This window comes from Pseudoduganella umbonata (assembly GCF_014192225.1).
Classification (GTDB): Bacteria; Pseudomonadota; Gammaproteobacteria; order Burkholderiales; family Burkholderiaceae_D; genus Rugamonas; species Rugamonas umbonata.
In genome coordinates, this window is record NZ_JACHXS010000006.1 from 268,741 (window position 1) to 285,802 (window position 17,062).

General features: G+C 69.5%; 12 protein-coding genes. 4 read left to right on the forward strand and 8 right to left on the reverse strand.

The genetic code is table 11. The annotated features are described in order from the left end of the window. Positions 1–43 precede the first annotated feature (43 nt). Positions 44–1,177, forward strand: coding sequence for an NAD(P)/FAD-dependent oxidoreductase (locus tag FHS02_RS17385; RefSeq protein ID WP_137313696.1), 1,134 nt, complete (start codon positions 44–46; stop codon positions 1,175–1,177). A gap of 21 nt (positions 1,178–1,198) precedes the next feature. On the opposite strand, the gene FHS02_RS17390 is transcribed toward FHS02_RS17385, so the two are convergent. Genes FHS02_RS17390 through FHS02_RS17400 form a run of 3 tightly spaced genes read right to left on the reverse strand, consistent with a single transcriptional unit; the run spans position 1,199 to position 6,193 of the window. Then, entirely contained in the window at positions 1,199–2,494 is a 1,296-nt protein-coding gene (locus tag FHS02_RS17390; RefSeq protein WP_137313695.1) for an MFS transporter, read from the reverse strand. Positions 2,495–2,509: 15 nt separating this feature from the next. Next, the gene (locus FHS02_RS17395; RefSeq protein ID WP_137313694.1) at positions 2,510–3,997 is read right to left on the reverse strand and encodes a M81 family metallopeptidase; all 1,488 of its coding nucleotides are present in this window, start codon (positions 3,995–3,997) and stop codon (positions 2,510–2,512) included. Further along, positions 3,998–6,193, reverse strand: coding sequence for a TonB-dependent receptor (locus FHS02_RS17400; RefSeq protein WP_175424789.1), 2,196 nt, complete (start codon positions 6,191–6,193; stop codon positions 3,998–4,000). Between the two features lie 349 nt (positions 6,194–6,542). Between FHS02_RS17400 and FHS02_RS17405 the strand changes: the two genes are divergently transcribed. Together FHS02_RS17405 and FHS02_RS17410 are read left to right on the forward strand one after the other, a co-directional pair. After that, entirely contained in the window at positions 6,543–8,204 is a 1,662-nt protein-coding gene (locus FHS02_RS17405; RefSeq protein WP_137313692.1) for a serine hydrolase domain-containing protein, read from the forward strand. Between the two features lie 178 nt (positions 8,205–8,382). Beyond that, complete coding sequence (locus FHS02_RS17410; protein WP_229422604.1) at positions 8,383–10,431, forward strand: TonB-dependent receptor; 2,049 nt, start codon at positions 8,383–8,385, stop codon at positions 10,429–10,431. A gap of 367 nt (positions 10,432–10,798) precedes the next feature. On the opposite strand, the gene FHS02_RS17415 is transcribed toward FHS02_RS17410, so the two are convergent. Beyond that, on the reverse strand, positions 10,799–12,244 hold the full coding sequence (locus FHS02_RS17415) for an NAD-dependent succinate-semialdehyde dehydrogenase (RefSeq protein ID WP_137317380.1): 1,446 nt from the start codon (positions 12,242–12,244) through the stop codon (positions 10,799–10,801). Positions 12,245–12,518: 274 nt separating this feature from the next. Between FHS02_RS17415 and FHS02_RS17420 the strand changes: the two genes are divergently transcribed. Continuing rightward, the gene (locus tag FHS02_RS17420) at positions 12,519–13,382 is read left to right on the forward strand and encodes a serine hydrolase (protein ID WP_137313691.1); all 864 of its coding nucleotides are present in this window, start codon (positions 12,519–12,521) and stop codon (positions 13,380–13,382) included. 24 nt (positions 13,383–13,406) lie between these two features. Here FHS02_RS17420 and FHS02_RS17425 read toward each other — a convergent pair whose 3' ends face one another. The 4 genes from FHS02_RS17425 to FHS02_RS17440 all read right to left on the reverse strand — a co-directional run bounded on the left by FHS02_RS17425 (position 13,407) and on the right by FHS02_RS17440 (position 16,905). After that, positions 13,407–14,183, reverse strand: coding sequence for a GntR family transcriptional regulator (locus FHS02_RS17425; protein ID WP_229422603.1), 777 nt, complete (start codon positions 14,181–14,183; stop codon positions 13,407–13,409). Between the two features lie 87 nt (positions 14,184–14,270). Next, complete coding sequence (locus tag FHS02_RS17430; RefSeq protein ID WP_137313690.1) at positions 14,271–15,488, reverse strand: amidase; 1,218 nt, start codon at positions 15,486–15,488, stop codon at positions 14,271–14,273. Beyond that, positions 15,485–16,468 (reverse strand): polysaccharide deacetylase family protein, encoded by a 984-nt coding sequence (locus FHS02_RS17435; protein WP_229422602.1) that lies wholly within the window; start codon positions 16,466–16,468, stop codon positions 15,485–15,487. The genes FHS02_RS17430 and FHS02_RS17435 overlap by 4 nt, the downstream gene beginning before the upstream one ends. Beyond that, the gene (locus FHS02_RS17440) at positions 16,465–16,905 is read right to left on the reverse strand and encodes a nuclear transport factor 2 family protein (RefSeq protein ID WP_371861464.1); all 441 of its coding nucleotides are present in this window, start codon (positions 16,903–16,905) and stop codon (positions 16,465–16,467) included. The genes FHS02_RS17435 and FHS02_RS17440 overlap by 4 nt, the downstream gene beginning before the upstream one ends. Positions 16,906–17,062 lie beyond the last annotated feature (157 nt).

The following is a 17,062-nucleotide window of genomic DNA, read 5'->3' on the forward strand; positions in this document are numbered from 1 at the left end:
TTCAAATATAGAAAAACTTTCTTAATTTGAAAATGGAGGTGCAATGCAGGCACGCAGCGATTTTCTCGTCATCGGCGGCGGCATCGCCGGCGCCTCGGCCGCCTGGTGGCTGTCCCGCACGGCCAGCGTCACGGTGCTGGAACTGGAGAGCCAGCCGGGCTATCACAGCACGGGACGCTCCGCCGCGCTGTACATGGCCAGCTACGGGCCGCCGCAGGTACGCGCGCTCACGCTCGCCAGCCGGCCGTTCTTCGACGTGCCGCCGCCGGGCTTCGCGGAACACCCGCTGCTGACACCGCGCGGTGCGCTGCTGTTCGCGCACGAGGGCGGCGAGGCGGCGCTGGCCGCGCACGAGGCGCTGGTGCGCTCCGTGTCGGCCGGGGTGCGGCGGCTCACCCCCGCCGAGGCATTGGCGCAGGTACCCGTGCTGCGGCCGAAGGGCCTGCTCGGCGCCGTCCTCGAAGAAGACGCAACGGACATCGACGTCGATGCGCTGCTGCAGGGCTTCCTGCGCGGCGTGCGCGCACGCGGCGGCCAGGTCGTCTGCGGCGCCGGCGTGCAGGCGCTGCGCCGTACCGGCGGCGAGTGGTGCGTGCAGACCGGTGCCGGCGAATTCCGCGCGCCGGTCGTCATCAACGCCGCCGGTGCCTGGGCGGACGCGGTCGGCGCGCTGGCCGGCGCCGCTCCTGTCGGGCTGGTGCCGAAGCGCCGATCGGCCCTGCTGTTCAGCGCCCCGGAAGGCATGGCGACAGGCGGCTGGCCGATGTTCATGGACGCCGCGCACGAGTTCTACGTGAAGCCGGATGCGGGGCTGCTGCTCGGCTCACCGTTCAACGCCGACCCGGTAGTCCCGCATGACGTGCAGGCGGAAGAACTCGACATCGCCATCGCGATCGACGCCATCGAGCGGATGACGACATTGACCGTGCGGCGCCCGCGGCACGTGTGGGCCGGCCTGCGCTCCTTTGTCGCCGACGGCGAATGCGTGATCGGCCAGGATCCGCTGGTTCCCGGCTTCGTATGGGCGGCGGGGCAGGGCGGCTACGGCATCCAGACGGCGCCGGCGGCGGGCGAACTGTGCGCCGCGCTGGCGCTGGGCCATGCGCTGCCGGCATCGCTGGCCGGGGTCGACCCGGCCGCCGTCAGCCCGGCGCGGCCGGGGCTTGCTGAAGAATAAGGCTGAAAGGCGGCTCGCCGGTCAGTCCGGCCGGCGTTCCGCTACGCGCATCGCCAGCAGGAACGCCAGCGTGCCGCAGATGCTGGTGACGACGCCAACCACGGCGAGCGGCACGGCGATATCGTCCGGCGTGCCGAACAGGCCGGCGCTGACGCTGACGACGGACGGCGCCACGCCGTAGCTCATCAGCAGCGCTACCGCATTGATCAGGCTGATCGACATGCCGCGCAGTTCATTCGGCACGAGCACGGCCACCGCCGCCGTCGAGGCGATCCCGGTGATGGCGCCCGCCGTGAGCAGCAGCGCGAACAGTGCGGCAAACGCGGTTGCGCTGGGCATCACGGGGAAGAAGGCGGCGGGAATCGACAGTGCCGCGCCGGCGATGGTGCCGATCAGGATGCCGCTGCGTCCGCGCGCGCGCTGGCCGATGTCGGCCAGGTAGCCGCCGATCGCGGTACCGACGATGCCGGAACCGAGGAACACCGCGCTCATCCACGCGCCGAAGTCGGCCGGCTGCTGGTGGAACACGCGCGTCAGCACCGGCACGGCCCAGATGCTGGCCGCCGCGTCGGCCATGCCGATCGTCGTCATGCCGACCACCATCGGGATCATCAGCCGGCGATACGTCCACAGTTCGCGCAGCGCGGCGCGCACATCGCCGGCGACGGCCGTGCCTTCCTCGCGCCGCGGCGGCTCGCGCAGCGCCAGCAGGGCCAGGCCCGCCAGCGCCATCACGGCAGCGAAGCTGAGCTGGACCAGGCGCCACGGCGTCAGGCCCGCGCCCTGCGCCGCGGCCGGCAGCACGCCGGGCAGCCAGCCCAGCAGCACGCCCACCAGCGCGAACGTGGCGGCGGCGCCGCAGGCCTGGCCGAGGCCGAGCAGCATCAGCGTGCGGCCGCGCGTGCCCGCGTCGGACAGGTCCGAGGCCAGCGACACGGCTGCCGTCACGGCCGCGGCGACCGAGGCGCCGACCAGCATGCGGGCGGCGAACATCATCGCGAAGCCGTGCGCGAAGGCGGTCAGCGCGCTGCCGGCGGCGCAGGCCAGGGCGGCCACGACGAGCAGGCGGGAACGGTTGGTCGAATCGACCAGCCGGCCCAGCGGCACGGACAGCAGGGCGAGCGGAATGGCCAGCGCCAGGCCCTGGATCAGGCTGATCTCGTTGTCGCTGAGGCCCAGGTCCGCGCGCACCAGTTCCTGCAAGGGGCTGAGCACGACCTTGGCGGCGGTGCCCATGAACAGCGTGAGCGCGAGCAGGCCGATCGAGACATGCGTCAGGTTGACGGCGGGCCGGCGGTGCAGAACGGTGGCTTGCATGGATAGTCCTATCGGTTATGCGGGTTGGGCAGGCAGGTCGCCCAGGTCCGGATCGAGCGGCCAGATCGGCCGCGCGATGGCGCGGTAGGGAATGCCGGCGATGTCGGCGCTGAGCGTCCCGGCCGTGTCGCAGTACACGGTGGCGGCCGCGATCGGATCGAATCCGGCGCGGAAATGCTGGGTCGACTTGACGACGACCAGGCGCCGTGCGCGCACGTCGATGCCCAGTTCGGTGAAGCACTCGGGCGAGAATACCTGCTGGCGTACCGTGTTCAGCACGATGTCGATGCCGGCCGCGCGGATCGCCACGGCCAGGCCCAGGGCGTCGCTGCCCTTGCCGCCCAGGCCCGGCTGGCGCGCGTCGCCGCGCACGCACAGCACCTCGGCCTCCACGTCCACCGGTGCACCCGAGCGGGGCCCCACCTTGCCGCCGATCCGCAGCGGCAGCCGGGCGCTCGCGCCGGCATCGGCGGCGATGGCGGCGGCCTGCGGATCCCAGATCATGCCCAGCGCGGCATTGTCGACGCCACGTTCGAGCAGCGCGCGCAGTACGAACGTGCTGTCGCCGGCCGCGCCGCCGCCCGGGTTGTCGGCGCCGTCGGCCAGCACCACCGGCCTGCCCGCGCCGTCGATGGCCAGCGCGGCATCGAGCGCCTGGTCCAGCGGCAGGCGTGCCGCGGCGGCGCCCCGCAGCGCGAACATCTCGCCAGCGAGCCGGCCCGCCAGCTCCTCCGCGGCCTGCGCGGCGGGTGCATCGTGCGCCACCAGCACGGCCGCTCCCGTATCCACGGCGTCGGACCACGGAAAGCCGTGCATCGCCGACACCGAGCGGATGCCGGGCTGGCGTTCGGCCTCCTCCAGGCGCCGCACGAAGGCGCGCATCGGCCCTTCCGTGGTGCCGAACAGGCCGAGCATCGGCACGCGGCGCATCAGCATGCGCGGCGCCGGCGCGCCGCCGGCCATCGCGGCCAGCAAAGCATACAGCTCGGCGCTGCGCTCGGCATAGTCGGTGTGCGGGTATTCCTTGCAGGCCACCAGCAGCGCGCCGCTGCCGAGCATGGCCGGCGTCACGTTGCCGTGCAGGTCGAGCAGGGCGCCGACCGGCATCGCGGGGCCGGCCTGCCCCCGAACGTGGCGCAGCAGGTCGCCTTCGCAATCGGCATAGCCGTCCGCCATCATCGCGCCATGCAGTACCAGCAGCACCGCATCGACGGGCCCGGCGGCGCGCAGCTCGGCCAGCAGCTCGTCGCGCAGTCCCTCGTAGACGCCGCGCGCCACCGGGCCGGCCGGCTGGGCCCAGGCGCACATGCCGGCCACCACCTCGTCGCCGCGCGCGGCCGCCACGGCCAGCAGGTCGGCATAGCCGGCGAAACCGCGCGCCTTGTCGCGGGTGGCGGCATCGCCTGGCAGGTGGAGGATATCGTCGCGGAACGAGCGCAGCGTGGTGGGCAGCGGCGAAAAGCTGTTGGTCTCGTGGGCAAAGGCGGCAAGGAAGACGCGCATTCAGAACTCCCGCGTCAGCATCACGCCGGCCGTGCGCGGACGCTGCACCGTCATGTTCACGGGCGCGCCGTAGGGCACGAAGCCGGTGCCGCCGGCCAGCTGGGCGCGGCGGTCGAGCAGGTTGTTCACGTACACGCTGGCCGTGGTCGCGCCGAACGTCATGCCGGCCTGCAGGTTGACCATCGCATACGACGGCAGCACATAGTTGGGCAGCGTCGGGTTCTCGTCGAAGCCGGCGTTGCGCTTGCCGACGTAGCGGGCGTCGATGCCGGCGTAGGCGGGCCGCCCAGCCAGCTCGCCGTTGTAGCGGGCGCCGATGCTGGCCGAGACACGCGCGGTATTGGGCAGGCGCGCGCCGTCGCGCGCCAGGCCGGGTGCGTCCTCGGACAGGCGGGCGTCGATCCATGTCAGCGCGCCATTCAACTGCCAGCTTGCCGTGGGCCGGTACTGCAGGTTCAGTTCCGCGCCCTGGATGTGCGCCTTGCCCGCGTTGACGATCACGTTGATGCCGTTGACGGCGTAGAACTGCTGGATATCGTCCCAGCGGATGTCGTACACGGCCGCCTCCACGCCCAGCTTGCGGCCCAGCAGGTCGGCCTTGTAGCCCAGTTCATAGCTCCACAGCTCGTCGTGGTCGAAGGTGGGCGGCGCGGCGGTGGCGCCGGTCTGGAAATCCTTCAGCACGGCGTTCGGGCCGCCCGGCCGGTAGCCGCTCGCGGCCCGCACATACACGTTGCTGGTGGCATCCAGCGCGTAGCGCGCCGTGGCCATGTACGTCGTGCTGGTGTCCTTCGACTCCGACACGATGTCGGTTGCCTCGCCCAGCAGCATGCCGGAGGCGCGCTGGTGGTAGTCCTGCTCGTTGCGGGCCACGCGCACGCCGGCCGTCAGCGCCAGGCGCGGCGTGGCGTTCCACGTCACGTCGCCATAGGCGGCCAGCTCGCGGTATTCGCTGGGCACGCTGGCCCGCAGCAGGTCCGGTCCCGGCGCGGCGCCGGCGCCGGCCAGCGTGGAGCCGAGCAGCTGCTCGTTGCCGCCCCGCTGGTCGTCGTAGAACAGGCCGGCCAGCCATTCGACGGTGCGGCGCGCCGGCGACGTGAGGCGGAACTCCTGCGTCCACTTGCGCACCCGCGTGGACTGGTGCACGCCCACGCCGGCCAGGTCCAGCCCCAGCGGCGCCAGCAGCGGGGCATACACGCCCGTATAGTCCAGGCGCAGGTCGATGTCGTTGGTCTGCCGCGCCGTGATCGCGTTCAGCCGCGCCCAGCCGAAGTCGTACTCGATGTCGGCGGCGGCGATGCGCACCTTGATGTCGTACGGTTCGCGCAGCGCGGCGTGGCGGGTCAGCTCGCGCCCCGAGGGGCGGCCCGTGCCGGCGTCGTAGTCCACGTAATCGGTGCTGTCGCGCCGCGTGTTCTGGGCGGTGGCGGTCAGCCTCACCTTCAGCTTATTGCCGGGCTCCACCAGCACCGACACGCGGGCGCCGCTGTTGCGCCCGCCATTGATGTTGGCACCGGCCGCCGGTCCCGTCGCATCGATGTAGCCGCCGGACTTGTCGGTGAACGCCGCCACGCGCAGCGCCGCCACGTTCTCGCGCAGCGGCACGTTCAGCACGATGTTTTCCGTATGGCCGGGCCGGCCGCCGCGAGTGGCGCTGAAGCCGACGGCGGCCTTGCCGGAGAACTCGCGCGGATTCGGCTCGTTCGTCACGTACTTCAGCAGGCCGCCCATGGCGCCGGCGCCATACAGCGTGCCCTGCGGGCCCCGCAGCAGCTCGATGTGGTGCAAGTCCAGCAGGGCCATGTCGAGCGAGGTGACGGAGCCGAGCGCGAAGGGGGTGCTGGAACCGTAGGCCACGTCGTCGATATAGGTGCCCACGGTGGCGATGGTCTGGTCGCCGGTCGACACGCCGCGGATGCTGATGCTGCCGAAGCCGGCGCCGCCGCCGTTCTTCACATCCACGCCCGGCTGGTTGGCCAGGTAGTCGCTCAGCATCTTCGCGCCCGCCTGCTCGAGCTGCCCGGCGGGCAGCATGTCGACCTGCATCGGCACTTCGCGCGCCGGTTCACGGCGGCGGTTGGCCGATACGGTGACGACCTGCGGCTCCGCGGCGGCTGTCGCCGCAGGCGCCTCCGCCGTTTGCGCCTTGGCGGCGCCGGCAAAAGCAAGCGGCAGCAGCAGGGCAAGCGGAAGCAAAACTAGGCGAGGCAAAGCAGGGCGAGGCAAAGCGACGGGAGGCAAGGCGGGGCCGGCGCGGCGCGCGGCGCGGGCAGGGAGACAGGCGGCTGCGTTCATGGGTTTCCTTGAAAACGGAGAAGGTTGCAATGGAGCGTATTCCCGGTTTTCTAACATGTCAATTTTTATTTCTAATCTCGAAAAATGTGCTTGCCCCGCGCTCCGGGAGGAGCGCAATGATGTCGTGATGGTGGGGGAAACTTCTATTTTTTCGCGTTTGTAAAAATTTTCTAATTCAGATAAAGTGGTTCAGGAAGCGGGTTTGCCCCGCCGCCAGTCGCCGCCATCTCAACCGCAGCCAGGAGAATCGATGAACACCGTTTCCGCCGATATGGACAACCCCAGCGAGGCGGCCGCCGCGCTCGATCCGCTGTTCGCACCGTTCAACCGTGCCGACGCCCCCGGCCTGGTGGTCGCCGTGGCCCGCGACGGCAAGCCCGTCTACCGGCGCGGCTTCGGCCTGGCCAGCGTCGGACTGGGCGTGGCCAACACGCCGTGGACGCGGATGCGGATCGGCTCGACCAGCAAGCACTTCGCCTGCCTGGCCGCGCTGCTGCTGGAAGAGGACGGCCTGCTCGACCTGGACGCGCCGGCCAGCCGCCACGTGCCCGAACTCGTCACGCAAGGCGCGATGCCGACGCTGCGCCAGTTCATGAACCACACGAGCGGCCTGCGCTGCGGCCTGGACGCGGGGTTCCTGGCCGAGGGCATGGCGGTCCGGCCCGCCGGCAGCATGCTGGCCGGGCAGGTGCGCATGCGCGATGTGAATTTCGCGCCGGGCGAGAAGTTCATGTACAACAACGGCGGCTATCACCTGCTGTCGCTGGCGATCGCGCGTGCCGCCGGCATGCCGTTCGAACGTTTCCTTGCGGAGCGCATCCTCGCGCCGCTCGGCATGCACGATACGCAGTCCGTGCCGGACGATTTCGCGATCCATCCGGGCCTGGCCACGCTGCACGTGCCGCTGCCGGGTGGCGGCTACAAGCGCGGTGTCTTCCCCAGCATGGAGCTGCTGGGCGAGGGGGCGATGATCTCGACGCTGGACGACATGCTGCGCTGGCTCGCGCACCTGCGCGGCCCGAAACGCGTCGGCAGCGCGGCGGCCTGGGAACGGATGACGGCGCCGACGCGGCTGGCGAACGGCGTCGCCGTGCCCTACGGCTATGGCCTGATGCGCCACCCGTACCGCGGCGTGGAAGTGATCCACCACGCCGGCGCCGTGATCGGCGGCGCCTGCCAGATGCTGACGGTGCCGGCGCATGCGCTCGACATCGTCATCATGAGCAATGGCGCGCCGGTCAATCCGCACGAACTGGCCATGCAGGTGCTCGACAAGATGCTGGGCGATGCGCTGGCCGGGCCGGTGCCGGCCAAGGCCGACAGCACCCCGTACCGCCGCCTGATCGGCGCGCGCTATGTGGGCCGGGCTTCCGGTCTCGTGATCGGCTTCGCGGACGTCGAGGGCGCGCTGGGTCTATCGCTGCTGAACCTGCCGCCGATGCCGCTGTACGGCAGCGGCGGCGAACTGCGACTGCCGTTCGAGGATATCGCGGCCGGTCCGTTCGTGCTCGATGCGCGTGCGCTGGAAGGCGAGGGCGCGCCGCCGGCAACGCTGCCGTTCGGCGAGGCCGGCGTGCCCGAGCCCTACGACCTGCTGGTGGCACCCGAGGGCGGCCTGCCACCCTTCGCGGCGGCGCTGGCCGGCGAATACACGGTGCCCGACCTGGATGCGCGCGCCACCATCGCGCAGGAAGGCGAGGATCTGACGATGCGGGTGCAGGGCCGCTTTGGTGCAACGGTGCTGCGCTTCGAACCGTTCGGGCCCGGCCTGCTGGGGTGGCGGATGGACGGCGCCGACATCCCGCTGCGCGGCATTGCCCACGTGCGGCGCGATGGCAATGGCGTGGTCACGGAGCTGGCGATCGACACCACGCGCACGCGCGGCATGCGTTTCATGCGGCAGGGGCGCTAGGTCGCCTCCCGGCCGTGCAGGCGGCCGGGGGGGCAGGGAACATCGGCGACGGTGCGGAGTTGCCGCCTCTAATGAGAATGCTATATCATTATTGACTGACCGGCATTACTGCGCCGGGCCGGCGCCGGCGCGGGCCGGCGAATATTCAATCTGCTCAATCCTGATAAGGTAGTCGACCGTGAAGAAAAAACGCCTGTGCCTGCTTCTTGCAACCGCTTCGGCGCTGTCCAGCCCGAGCGCGCATGCGGAGGATCCCGCCATCGTGATGGGCGAAGTGCGCATCAGTGCCCAGCGTGCCGGCGGGCCGCTGGCGAGTAACCGCATCCTGACGTCGGTCGACGTGCTGGGGGCCGACAAGGTCGAGGACGAGAACGTGATGAACAGCTGGGAGCTGGTGGGCCAGCTGCCCGGTGTGCAACTAACCGAAACGCGCATGGGCGCGGAATCCGGCAAGGCCACGTTCCGCGCCTTCAACGGGGAAGGCTATATCAACGGCATCAAGGTACTGATCGACGGCATCCCGAGCAACGTCAACAGCGGCAACCAGCGCTTCATCGACATGATCTTCCCGCTGGAGATCGACTACATCGAGGTGGTGCGCGGCACCAACGATCCGCGCTACGGCCTGCACAATATCGGCGGCAACATCAACTTCGGCACCCGCCAGGGCGGCAACTACACCGACGGGCGCGTTACCTATGGCAGCTACGACACGCGCGAGGCGCAGCTCGCCGTCGGCCGCGAGGACGGGTCCTTTGCGCAGAATTACTTCATCGCCTCGCAGCAGTCGGACGAGTACCGCGGCACCGGTTCCGAAAAATACTCGGTCGGCGGCAAGTGGTTCGTCACGTCGGCCAGCAAGGCCGTCAAGGCCGGCCTGGTGGTGCGCGCTTACAAGCACGATGCCGGCGAACCGGGCTTTCTGACCGCCGCGGAGCTGGCCGCGGACCGGCGCCAGTCGCCGGCGAAGAACGCCAACGACCGGAGCGAGCGCGAGATGCGGCACGCCAGCGTGCACCTGGACTGGCAGATCACGCCCGACGCGTTCTTCAGCAACCGGGTCTATTACAACCGCTACGACGACGACCGCCGCGTCACGTTCACCAGCAACCCTGCGGGCTCCGCCCCGCGGCAGCGCCGTACCTGGGACGAACGGCAGGTGGGCTACCTGGGCAACCTGACGTGGCGTGCGAACGACCTCGTTACGCTCGATGGCGGCGTCAACGCCGAGCAGCAGGACAACCGGTATGGACGGATGCGCTTCGGCTATGCCAGCCCGACCGATTTCGGCACGCCCGTGCTGGTGCAGAACGACGATGCGTACACGCTCGACAACGTGGGTGCCTATGTGCAGGCCATCATCCGGCCGAGTGAATCGGTGAAGATCGTGCCGGGCTGGCGTGCCGACAAATTTTCCGGCCACAGCACGCTGATGGCGGGCGGATCGGCGCGTCTGCAGGACTACGGCTGGATCAGGCAGCCCAAGCTGAGCATGGTCTACAACCCGGCCGCCAGCGTGAGCCTGTACGCCAACTGGGGGCGCACATTCCAGGTCCTCACCGGCTCGGGCGCGCCGGCCTACCTGGCGCCCGGCCAGGCCACGTTCGACGCGTCGATCAACACGGGCAAGGAAGTGGGCATCAAGTTCAAGCCGGCTCCGCATACCGAGATGCGCCTGGCCGCCTGGCGGCAGGACGCCACCGGCGAAGTGGCCAACATGCCGGCCACCGGTACCACCGTCGGCCTGGGCGAAACGCGCCGGGAGGGCGTGGACCTGCAGGTCTCCGGCCAGGTGGCCGGGAAACTCGACCTGTGGGCGTCGCATTCGCTGCAGAAGGCCGAAGTGGTGAAGGCCTTCACGGCGGCCGGCGCTTCGCTGGCGGGCAAGGAAGTGTTTTCCACGCCGCGGTACATCTCCACGGCCGGCGCCGAATACCGCGCGTCGGACCGCCTGCGCTTCGGCCTGCAGGGCCGCGCCCAGGGCGATTACTTCATCGACAGCCCGAACGAGCAGGGCAAGTTCGGCGGCTTCGTGCTGTTCGACGCCAGCCTGCGCTACCGGCTGTCCGAACGGGCCAGCATCGACGTGCAGGTGAAGAACCTGGCCGACCGGCGCTACGAATATGCGTGGTACGACAATTTCTTCTGGCCAGCCGGCCAGGCCCAGCCGATGTTCTCGTCCGGACCGGGCCGTTCCGCTTACGTCTCCCTGAACGTCAGGATGTGAAGGTAGTAAAGGGCCACAGACGCTAGAGCCGCTTAGTCTGCGATGTTTGATGTCGAAAGGGCGCCGGAGCAGCAGGGGTCTGTCCCCGCCAGTCGTTGGCACTATCCGGGGCGCTGGCAATGATGAAGGGGACTGACCCCGGTTTTTGCCGCATCTCGATGGCCTTGGCAAAAACCGGGGTCAGTCCCCTTGAAATGGCGGCAACTGTGGCTGGAGACTTCACTTACCGGGGACAGGGAGGAGTAATTCCGTGCACGGAATTACCGCTGCGCAGGCGGGAAGCAAGCTTCCCGAAACCCCTGCTATGCCCCCAGTGACGCGACCGCTGTTTGCGACATCTAATTGCGCTATCTAAGCGCCATTAGCGTTACACCCCGACCATCGACACCGCCTTGGTGTTCAGGTACGACTCCAGCGCTTCCGGACCGCCTTCGGAACCGTAGCCCGAATCCTTGATGCCGCCGAACGGCAGTTCGGCGCTCGGCGTGGCCGGCTGGTTAATCCACAGCATGCCCACTTCCATGCGGTTCATCAGCAGCTGCGCGTTCTTGATCGAACGGGTGAACGCGTAGCCGGCCAGGCCATACGGCAGGCGGTTGGCTTCGCTGATGGCGTCTTCCAGGCTGTCGAAGCCGCGGATGCCGGCGACCGGGCCGAATGGCTCGTCGTTGAAGATGCTCGCGTCCAGCGGCACGTCGGCCAGGATGGTCGGCGCGAAGAAATTACCCGTATCGCCGACGCGCAGGCCGCCGGTGGCGACGGTGGCGCCCTTGGCCCGCGCATCCTCGACCACCTGCGACATGGCGCTGACGCGGCGCGCGTTGGCCAGCGGGCCGAGCGTGGTGCTTTCCAGCAGGCCGTCGCCCAGCTTCAGGCCCTCGGCATGCTGCACCAGGGCGCGCGTGAATTCCGCCTTGATCGCGTTATGCACCAGGAAGCGGGTGGGCGAAATGCAGACCTGGCCGGCATTGCGGAATTTCGCCGCGCCGGCGGCCTTGACCGCGAGCGCCACGTCGGCATCCTCGGCAATGATGACCGGCGCATGGCCGCCCAGTTCCATCGTCGCCCGTTTCATGTGCGCGCCGGCCAGGGCGGCCAGCTGCTTGCCGACCGGCGTGGAACCGGTGAACGTCACCTTGCGGATGACCGGATGCGGGATCAGGTAGCCGGAAATCTCGGCAGGATTGCCGAACACCAGGCCCACCACGCCGGGCGGCAAGCCTGCATCGACGAAGCACTGCAGCAGCGCCGCCGGCGACGCCGGAGTCTCTTCCGGCGCCTTGCACAGGAACGAGCAGCCGGTGGTCAGCGCGGCCGACAGCTTGCGTACGATCTGGTTGATCGGGAAGTTCCACGGCGTGAAGGCGGCGACGGGGCCGACCGGTTCCTTCAGCACCAGCTGCTGGGCGGCTGGGTTGCGCGAGGGAACGATGCGGCCATACACGCGCATGCCTTCGGCGGCGAACCAGTCGATGATTTCCGCGCCGGCCAGCGCTTCGCCCTTGGCTTCGGCCAGCGGCTTGCCCTGTTCCTGGGTCAGCAGGCGGGCAATGTCGCCGGCACGTTCGCGCAGCAGCGTCGCGGCGCGGCGCATGATGGCGGCGCGCTCGGCAGCCGGGACGGCGCGCCACGTTTCGAAGCCCTGCTGGGCGGCCGCCAGCGCGCGGTCGAGGTCGGCCACGCTGGCGTGGGCCACCGTGCCGATCGGCTGGCCGGTGGCGGGATTGATCACGGGGATGGTCTTGCCGCCGGTTGCATCGATCCACTCGTTGGCGATGAGGAGGCGGGTATCGGGATAGCTGGACGTCGTCATGGTGTTGAATCTCTGTGTGGGGAAAAACATGTTACCTCGTACGCCGATCTCCTGCAGGCGAGTGCGTGCACGCTGCCGTGAAGCGGGCTGCGACAGCGTGTGCGATGCGGCGGACGATTGCCGCGCCGGGAACTCCGGCAATTAGGCATCGGCAGGGATGCGGCCGCCGTCCCGGCTGCGGGAACGGCACCAGCCGGCGATTTCGATGTTATGATGAAATACATTTGCGGAAATGTATTCCCATCCTGCGTCCGTTTTCCCTTCACTTCGCCAAATGATCAAGAAATTCGTTGCTGCCTTGCCGTTCCTGGTGGCCACTGTCCCCGCCGTCGCCGCCGTGTCCCTGGGATCGCAGTCCGTGCTGGTCGTCGAAAACCGCACCGGCAAGGTCCTCCTCGAAAAGAACGCCGACAGGGTGATGCCGATCGCCTCCCTGACGAAGCTGATGACGGCGATGGTCGTGCTGGACGCCCGGCTCGACATGAACGAGCGGATCAGGATCGACAGCGAGGACGTCGACCGCCTGAAATACAGCCGGTCGCGCGTGCCGGTCGGCGCCACGCTGTCGCGCGCCGACGTGCTGCACCTGGCGCTGATGTCGTCGGATAACCGCGCGGCCGCGTCGCTGGCGCGCACCTTTCCCGGCGGGCCCGCGGGCTTCCAGGCGGCGGTCGATGCGAAGCTGCGCGCGCTGGGCATGGACAATACCCGCATCCAGGAACCAACCGGCCTGTCGCCCGCCAACACGTCCACCGCGGAAGACCTGGTCAGGATGGCGGCGGCGGCGGCCGGCTATCCCGTCATCAAGCGCCTGACGACCGACCGGCGCGACATCATCCGCATCAAGGGGCGCGACGTGGAATACCACAACACCAACCGCCTGGTCGGCGCCAGGGGATGGAACGTGCGCCTGTCGAAGACGGGCTACACGAACGAGGCGGGGCGCTGCCTGATCATGCGGATCCGCGCCGCGGGCAAGAGCGCCACGATGGTGCTGCTGAACGCCGGCACCTCGGCTACCCGGATCGCGGATGCGCTGAACATCCGGCGCATGCTCGCCAAGCCGGCCACGCCGAACGCGGCCGCCAGCAAGGCGGTGCGCCGCAAGGCCGCGGCGGCAAGGCGCAAGCGGCGCTGACCGTTGCCGCCTGCCGCCGACGCGTCAGCTCAGTCCCAGCAGGCGCGCCAGGCCGTGTTCCTCGCCGGAGCGGTCCAGGCAGACGTTGCGTTCCAGCGTGGCCAGGTGGGCCTGCATCAGCGCCACGGCGCCGTCGGCATCGCCGCGCTCCAGGCAGTCGACGATCTGGCCATGCTCGTCGTGCTCGCAGCTGGCGTTGCCGGGCGGTTCGTACAGCGCGACGATCAGCGAGCAGCGCGGCACCAGCTCGGCCAGGTAGCCGGACAGCACGGGATTGCGGGACAGTTCGGCCAGCTTCAGGTGGAAGCTGCTGGCCAGCCGGGCCCAGGCCGGCTGGTCGTAGCGGTGCATGGCCGCATGTTCCTCGGCCAGCTGGGTGCGCAGCGCGGCGATGTCGTCGGCCGTGACCCGTTGAGCGGCCAGGCGCACGATGGCCGCTTCCAGCGCCTGGCGCGTCTCGAAGATGGCACGGGTTTCTTCCGGCGTCGGGGTGGCCACCACGGCCTGCTGGTTCAACCGCAGTTCGACGATGTGGTCGTGCGCCAGCTGCTGCAGCACCTTGCGCACGGTCGAGCGGCTCACCTTGAACAGCTTGCCCAGCACCGCCTCCGGCAGGCGGGTGCCGGGGGACAGGCGCTGGTTCATCACGCCTTCGTAGATCGACTGGTAGATCCGCGCCTCGATGTCGCCGCTGCCGCGGCGGCCGCCGGAGGGCGCGTCGTTCGCTTCCGCCGCGGCGGATGCGAGGTCGTCATGCAGCTGGTGTTCGGCGGCGTGGGAAGTGGGGGGCATCTGCTTCATCGTGTTTGTCGGATGGGCCGCCCGGCGTACTGGCGGGCGGCGATTCGTGTTCTGCTGCATATTTCCGCTTGTTACAGCGCCGGCTCGTTACAGCGCCGCGGCGACATGCAGGGCCAATTTTACCAACTCGGCATCGCTGCCGGCGGGGCCCACCAGCGAGATGCCGAGCGGCAGGCCATCGGCGCAGCTCAAGGGGATGCTCACCTGGCACAGGCCGGCGATGCCGGCGATGCAGGTGATCTGCAGCGTGCGCATGCGCAGCGCATCCACCGCGGCGCCGCTGGCGTCGAGCATCGGCGCCACGCCGGCCGAGGACGGAATGACCGCGATGGCATCGTTGCCGAGCAGTCCGCGCACGTGCGCACGGATGCCGTGCACGCGGTCCCACGCAGCGCGCGCCGCCTCGGCGCCGATGCCGGCCGCGCTGGTCCAGCGGCCGCCGATGGCGGGCGAGAACACGGGCTGGTGCTCCGTGATCCACGCGCCATGGGTCTGCCAGGCTTCGTGGCCGCCCGCGGTGGCATACGCCTGGCGCCAGTCATCCAGCGTTTCGCCGTCGCGCGTCAGGCTCACCGGTTCGGCGGCGGCGTCCAGCACGCGCGTGGCTGCCGCCAGCACCTGCGCCAGCGGCGCCGCGAATGCCGGATCGGCCAGCGCGCAGACGGCTTCGGGATGCAGCACGCGGCGGAACCGGTGCGAGGACGGCGGCAGCAGCACGGCGGCCACGCGCGCGAACGTCCGGGCATCGTGGGCCAGCCAGGTCGCCGTATCGAAGGAAGGATGCAGCGGCACCATGCCGGTGCAGGGCAGCACGCCGTGCGTGGTGCGCAGTCCCCACAGCCCGCAGTAGCTGGCCGGCACGCGCGTCGAGCCGCCCGTGTCGCTGGCGAGCGCGAAGTCGCACAGGCCTGCGGCCACGGCCGCGGCCGACCCGCTGGAGGAGCCGCCGGGTACGCGGCCGGGAGCACGCACATTGAGCGGCGTGCCGTAATGGACATTGTCGCCGTTGATGCTGTAGGCGATTTCGTCGGTCAGCACCTTGCCCACCAGGGTCGCGCCGGCTGCCAGCAGCGTGTCGACCAGGGGGCTGCTGCGCACCGGCAGCGGGTTACTGGCCAGCCAGTGCGGGTTGCCGGCGCCGGTGGGGTAGCCGGCGACATCGAAAATGTCCTTCACCGCGAAGCGCAGGCCGTCCAGCGGGCCGCTGGCGGTGGGCGGCACGGTGAAGCGGCCGTGCGCCACCCAGGCGTTGACGGTGTCGTGGATCGGGAAGTCGCAGGTGTGCGGGGCGGTATTCGTGTTCATGCGCATCGTTCGGTGGAGAGTAAGGGGGAGTGGCAGGGCGGTTGGCCGGCATCGGCGTGGCCCATGTCGTGGTCCATGCTGGCCAGTCCATCGAGGTGGTCGCAGATCGCGCCGGGCGTGGTAAACCAGATCTCGCCGCGGTCGCGCGCGGCGGCAATGTGTTCCAGCGCACGCCGCAGGTGCCGCAGCCGATAGGGCTGGCCCACCAGGTAAGGGTGCAGCGCGATGCCCATCACCAGCGGCTGCCGGGTGGCCTGCTCGCGCATTTCGTCGAAATTGTCGATGATCATGTCGGCGAACGGCGCGGCGTCCATCGCGCGCCCGACCAGCATCGGGATGTCGTTCAGTTCCTGCGGATACGGGATCGACCACAGGCGACGTCCGGAGCGGGTGCGCATCGGCATCGGCTGGTCGTCGTGGCACCAGTTCAGCGTGTAGCGGTAGCCTGCTTCGGCCAGCAGGTCGGGCGTCAGGCGGCTTTCCGAGATCCATGGCGACAGCCAGCCGGCCGGCGCGGTGCCGCTGCCGGCGGCGATCCGTTCGCGGCAGCCTGCCAGCAGGATCGCCTCGGCGTGTTCGCCCAGTTCGGATTGGCGCGCCGAATTGGTGTGGCCATGGCCGATCAGTTCGTCCCCGCGCGCGGCAAAGGCGGCCACCAGTTCCGGGCAGTGCTCGTACAGCGCCGTATTGACCAGCGCGCCGGTGGGCAGGTCGAGCCGGTCGAACAGTTCCAGGCAGCGCCACGCGCCCACCCGGTTGCCGTACTCGCGCCAACTGAAGTTCAGCACGTCCGGCTCGGGCGAGGCGGGACCGAGGCGCGCGCCCAGTCCCTCGCCGAAAGCGAAGTGCTCCAGGTTGAAGCCGATGTACACCGCCAGGCCCTTGCCGGCAGGCCAGCGGTAGGCCGGACGGCGCGTGATGGGCTGGTAGGCGAAGCGGCCGTGGTCGGCCGGCCGTGCAAAGAGTGACGCGTCGGTCATGGCCGCTCCACTTCCGCGCGGTCGAGCAGCCACTCGGCGCTGTCGTTCCACACCTGCATCTCGGCGATCAGGCCGTGGCGCACGATATAGCGGTCCACGTAGCGGTTGCCTTCGAACGGGGTGCCGTCCGGCCAGGCGCCATGCAGCGTGCCGAGGTTGTAGACGATGGCCTCGTCGTCGGTGGCGCCGCACACCACCTCGATGCGTTCGAAGCGCTTCTTCACCCATGCGTAGCGGGTCGCATTGAAGGCGGCGCATTCGGCCGGGTCGTTCATCGCGCGCCCGCCGGTAAAGCGGATGCGCAGGCCGGGGGCGATGAAACGCCGCGCGCCGTCCGGGTCGGGGATCATCAGCGTGCGCAGGTAAGTGTCGACCGTCACGGCGGCGCGCCGTGCACTGTCGTTGTCGGCAATGACTGGAATTGGTGCGTCCTGCATCGAAAATTCTCCTTTGTGCACCAGTGGGGTGCTGGTTGGGTCGAAAACGGTATCTGGCGCTACTGCACGCAAGATGAGTGCCAGAGTGTCGACACTTTGATTTTCATAGTGCTGGCAGATTAAGTGGCTGAATTGCCATCACCTGGCACGGCGATTG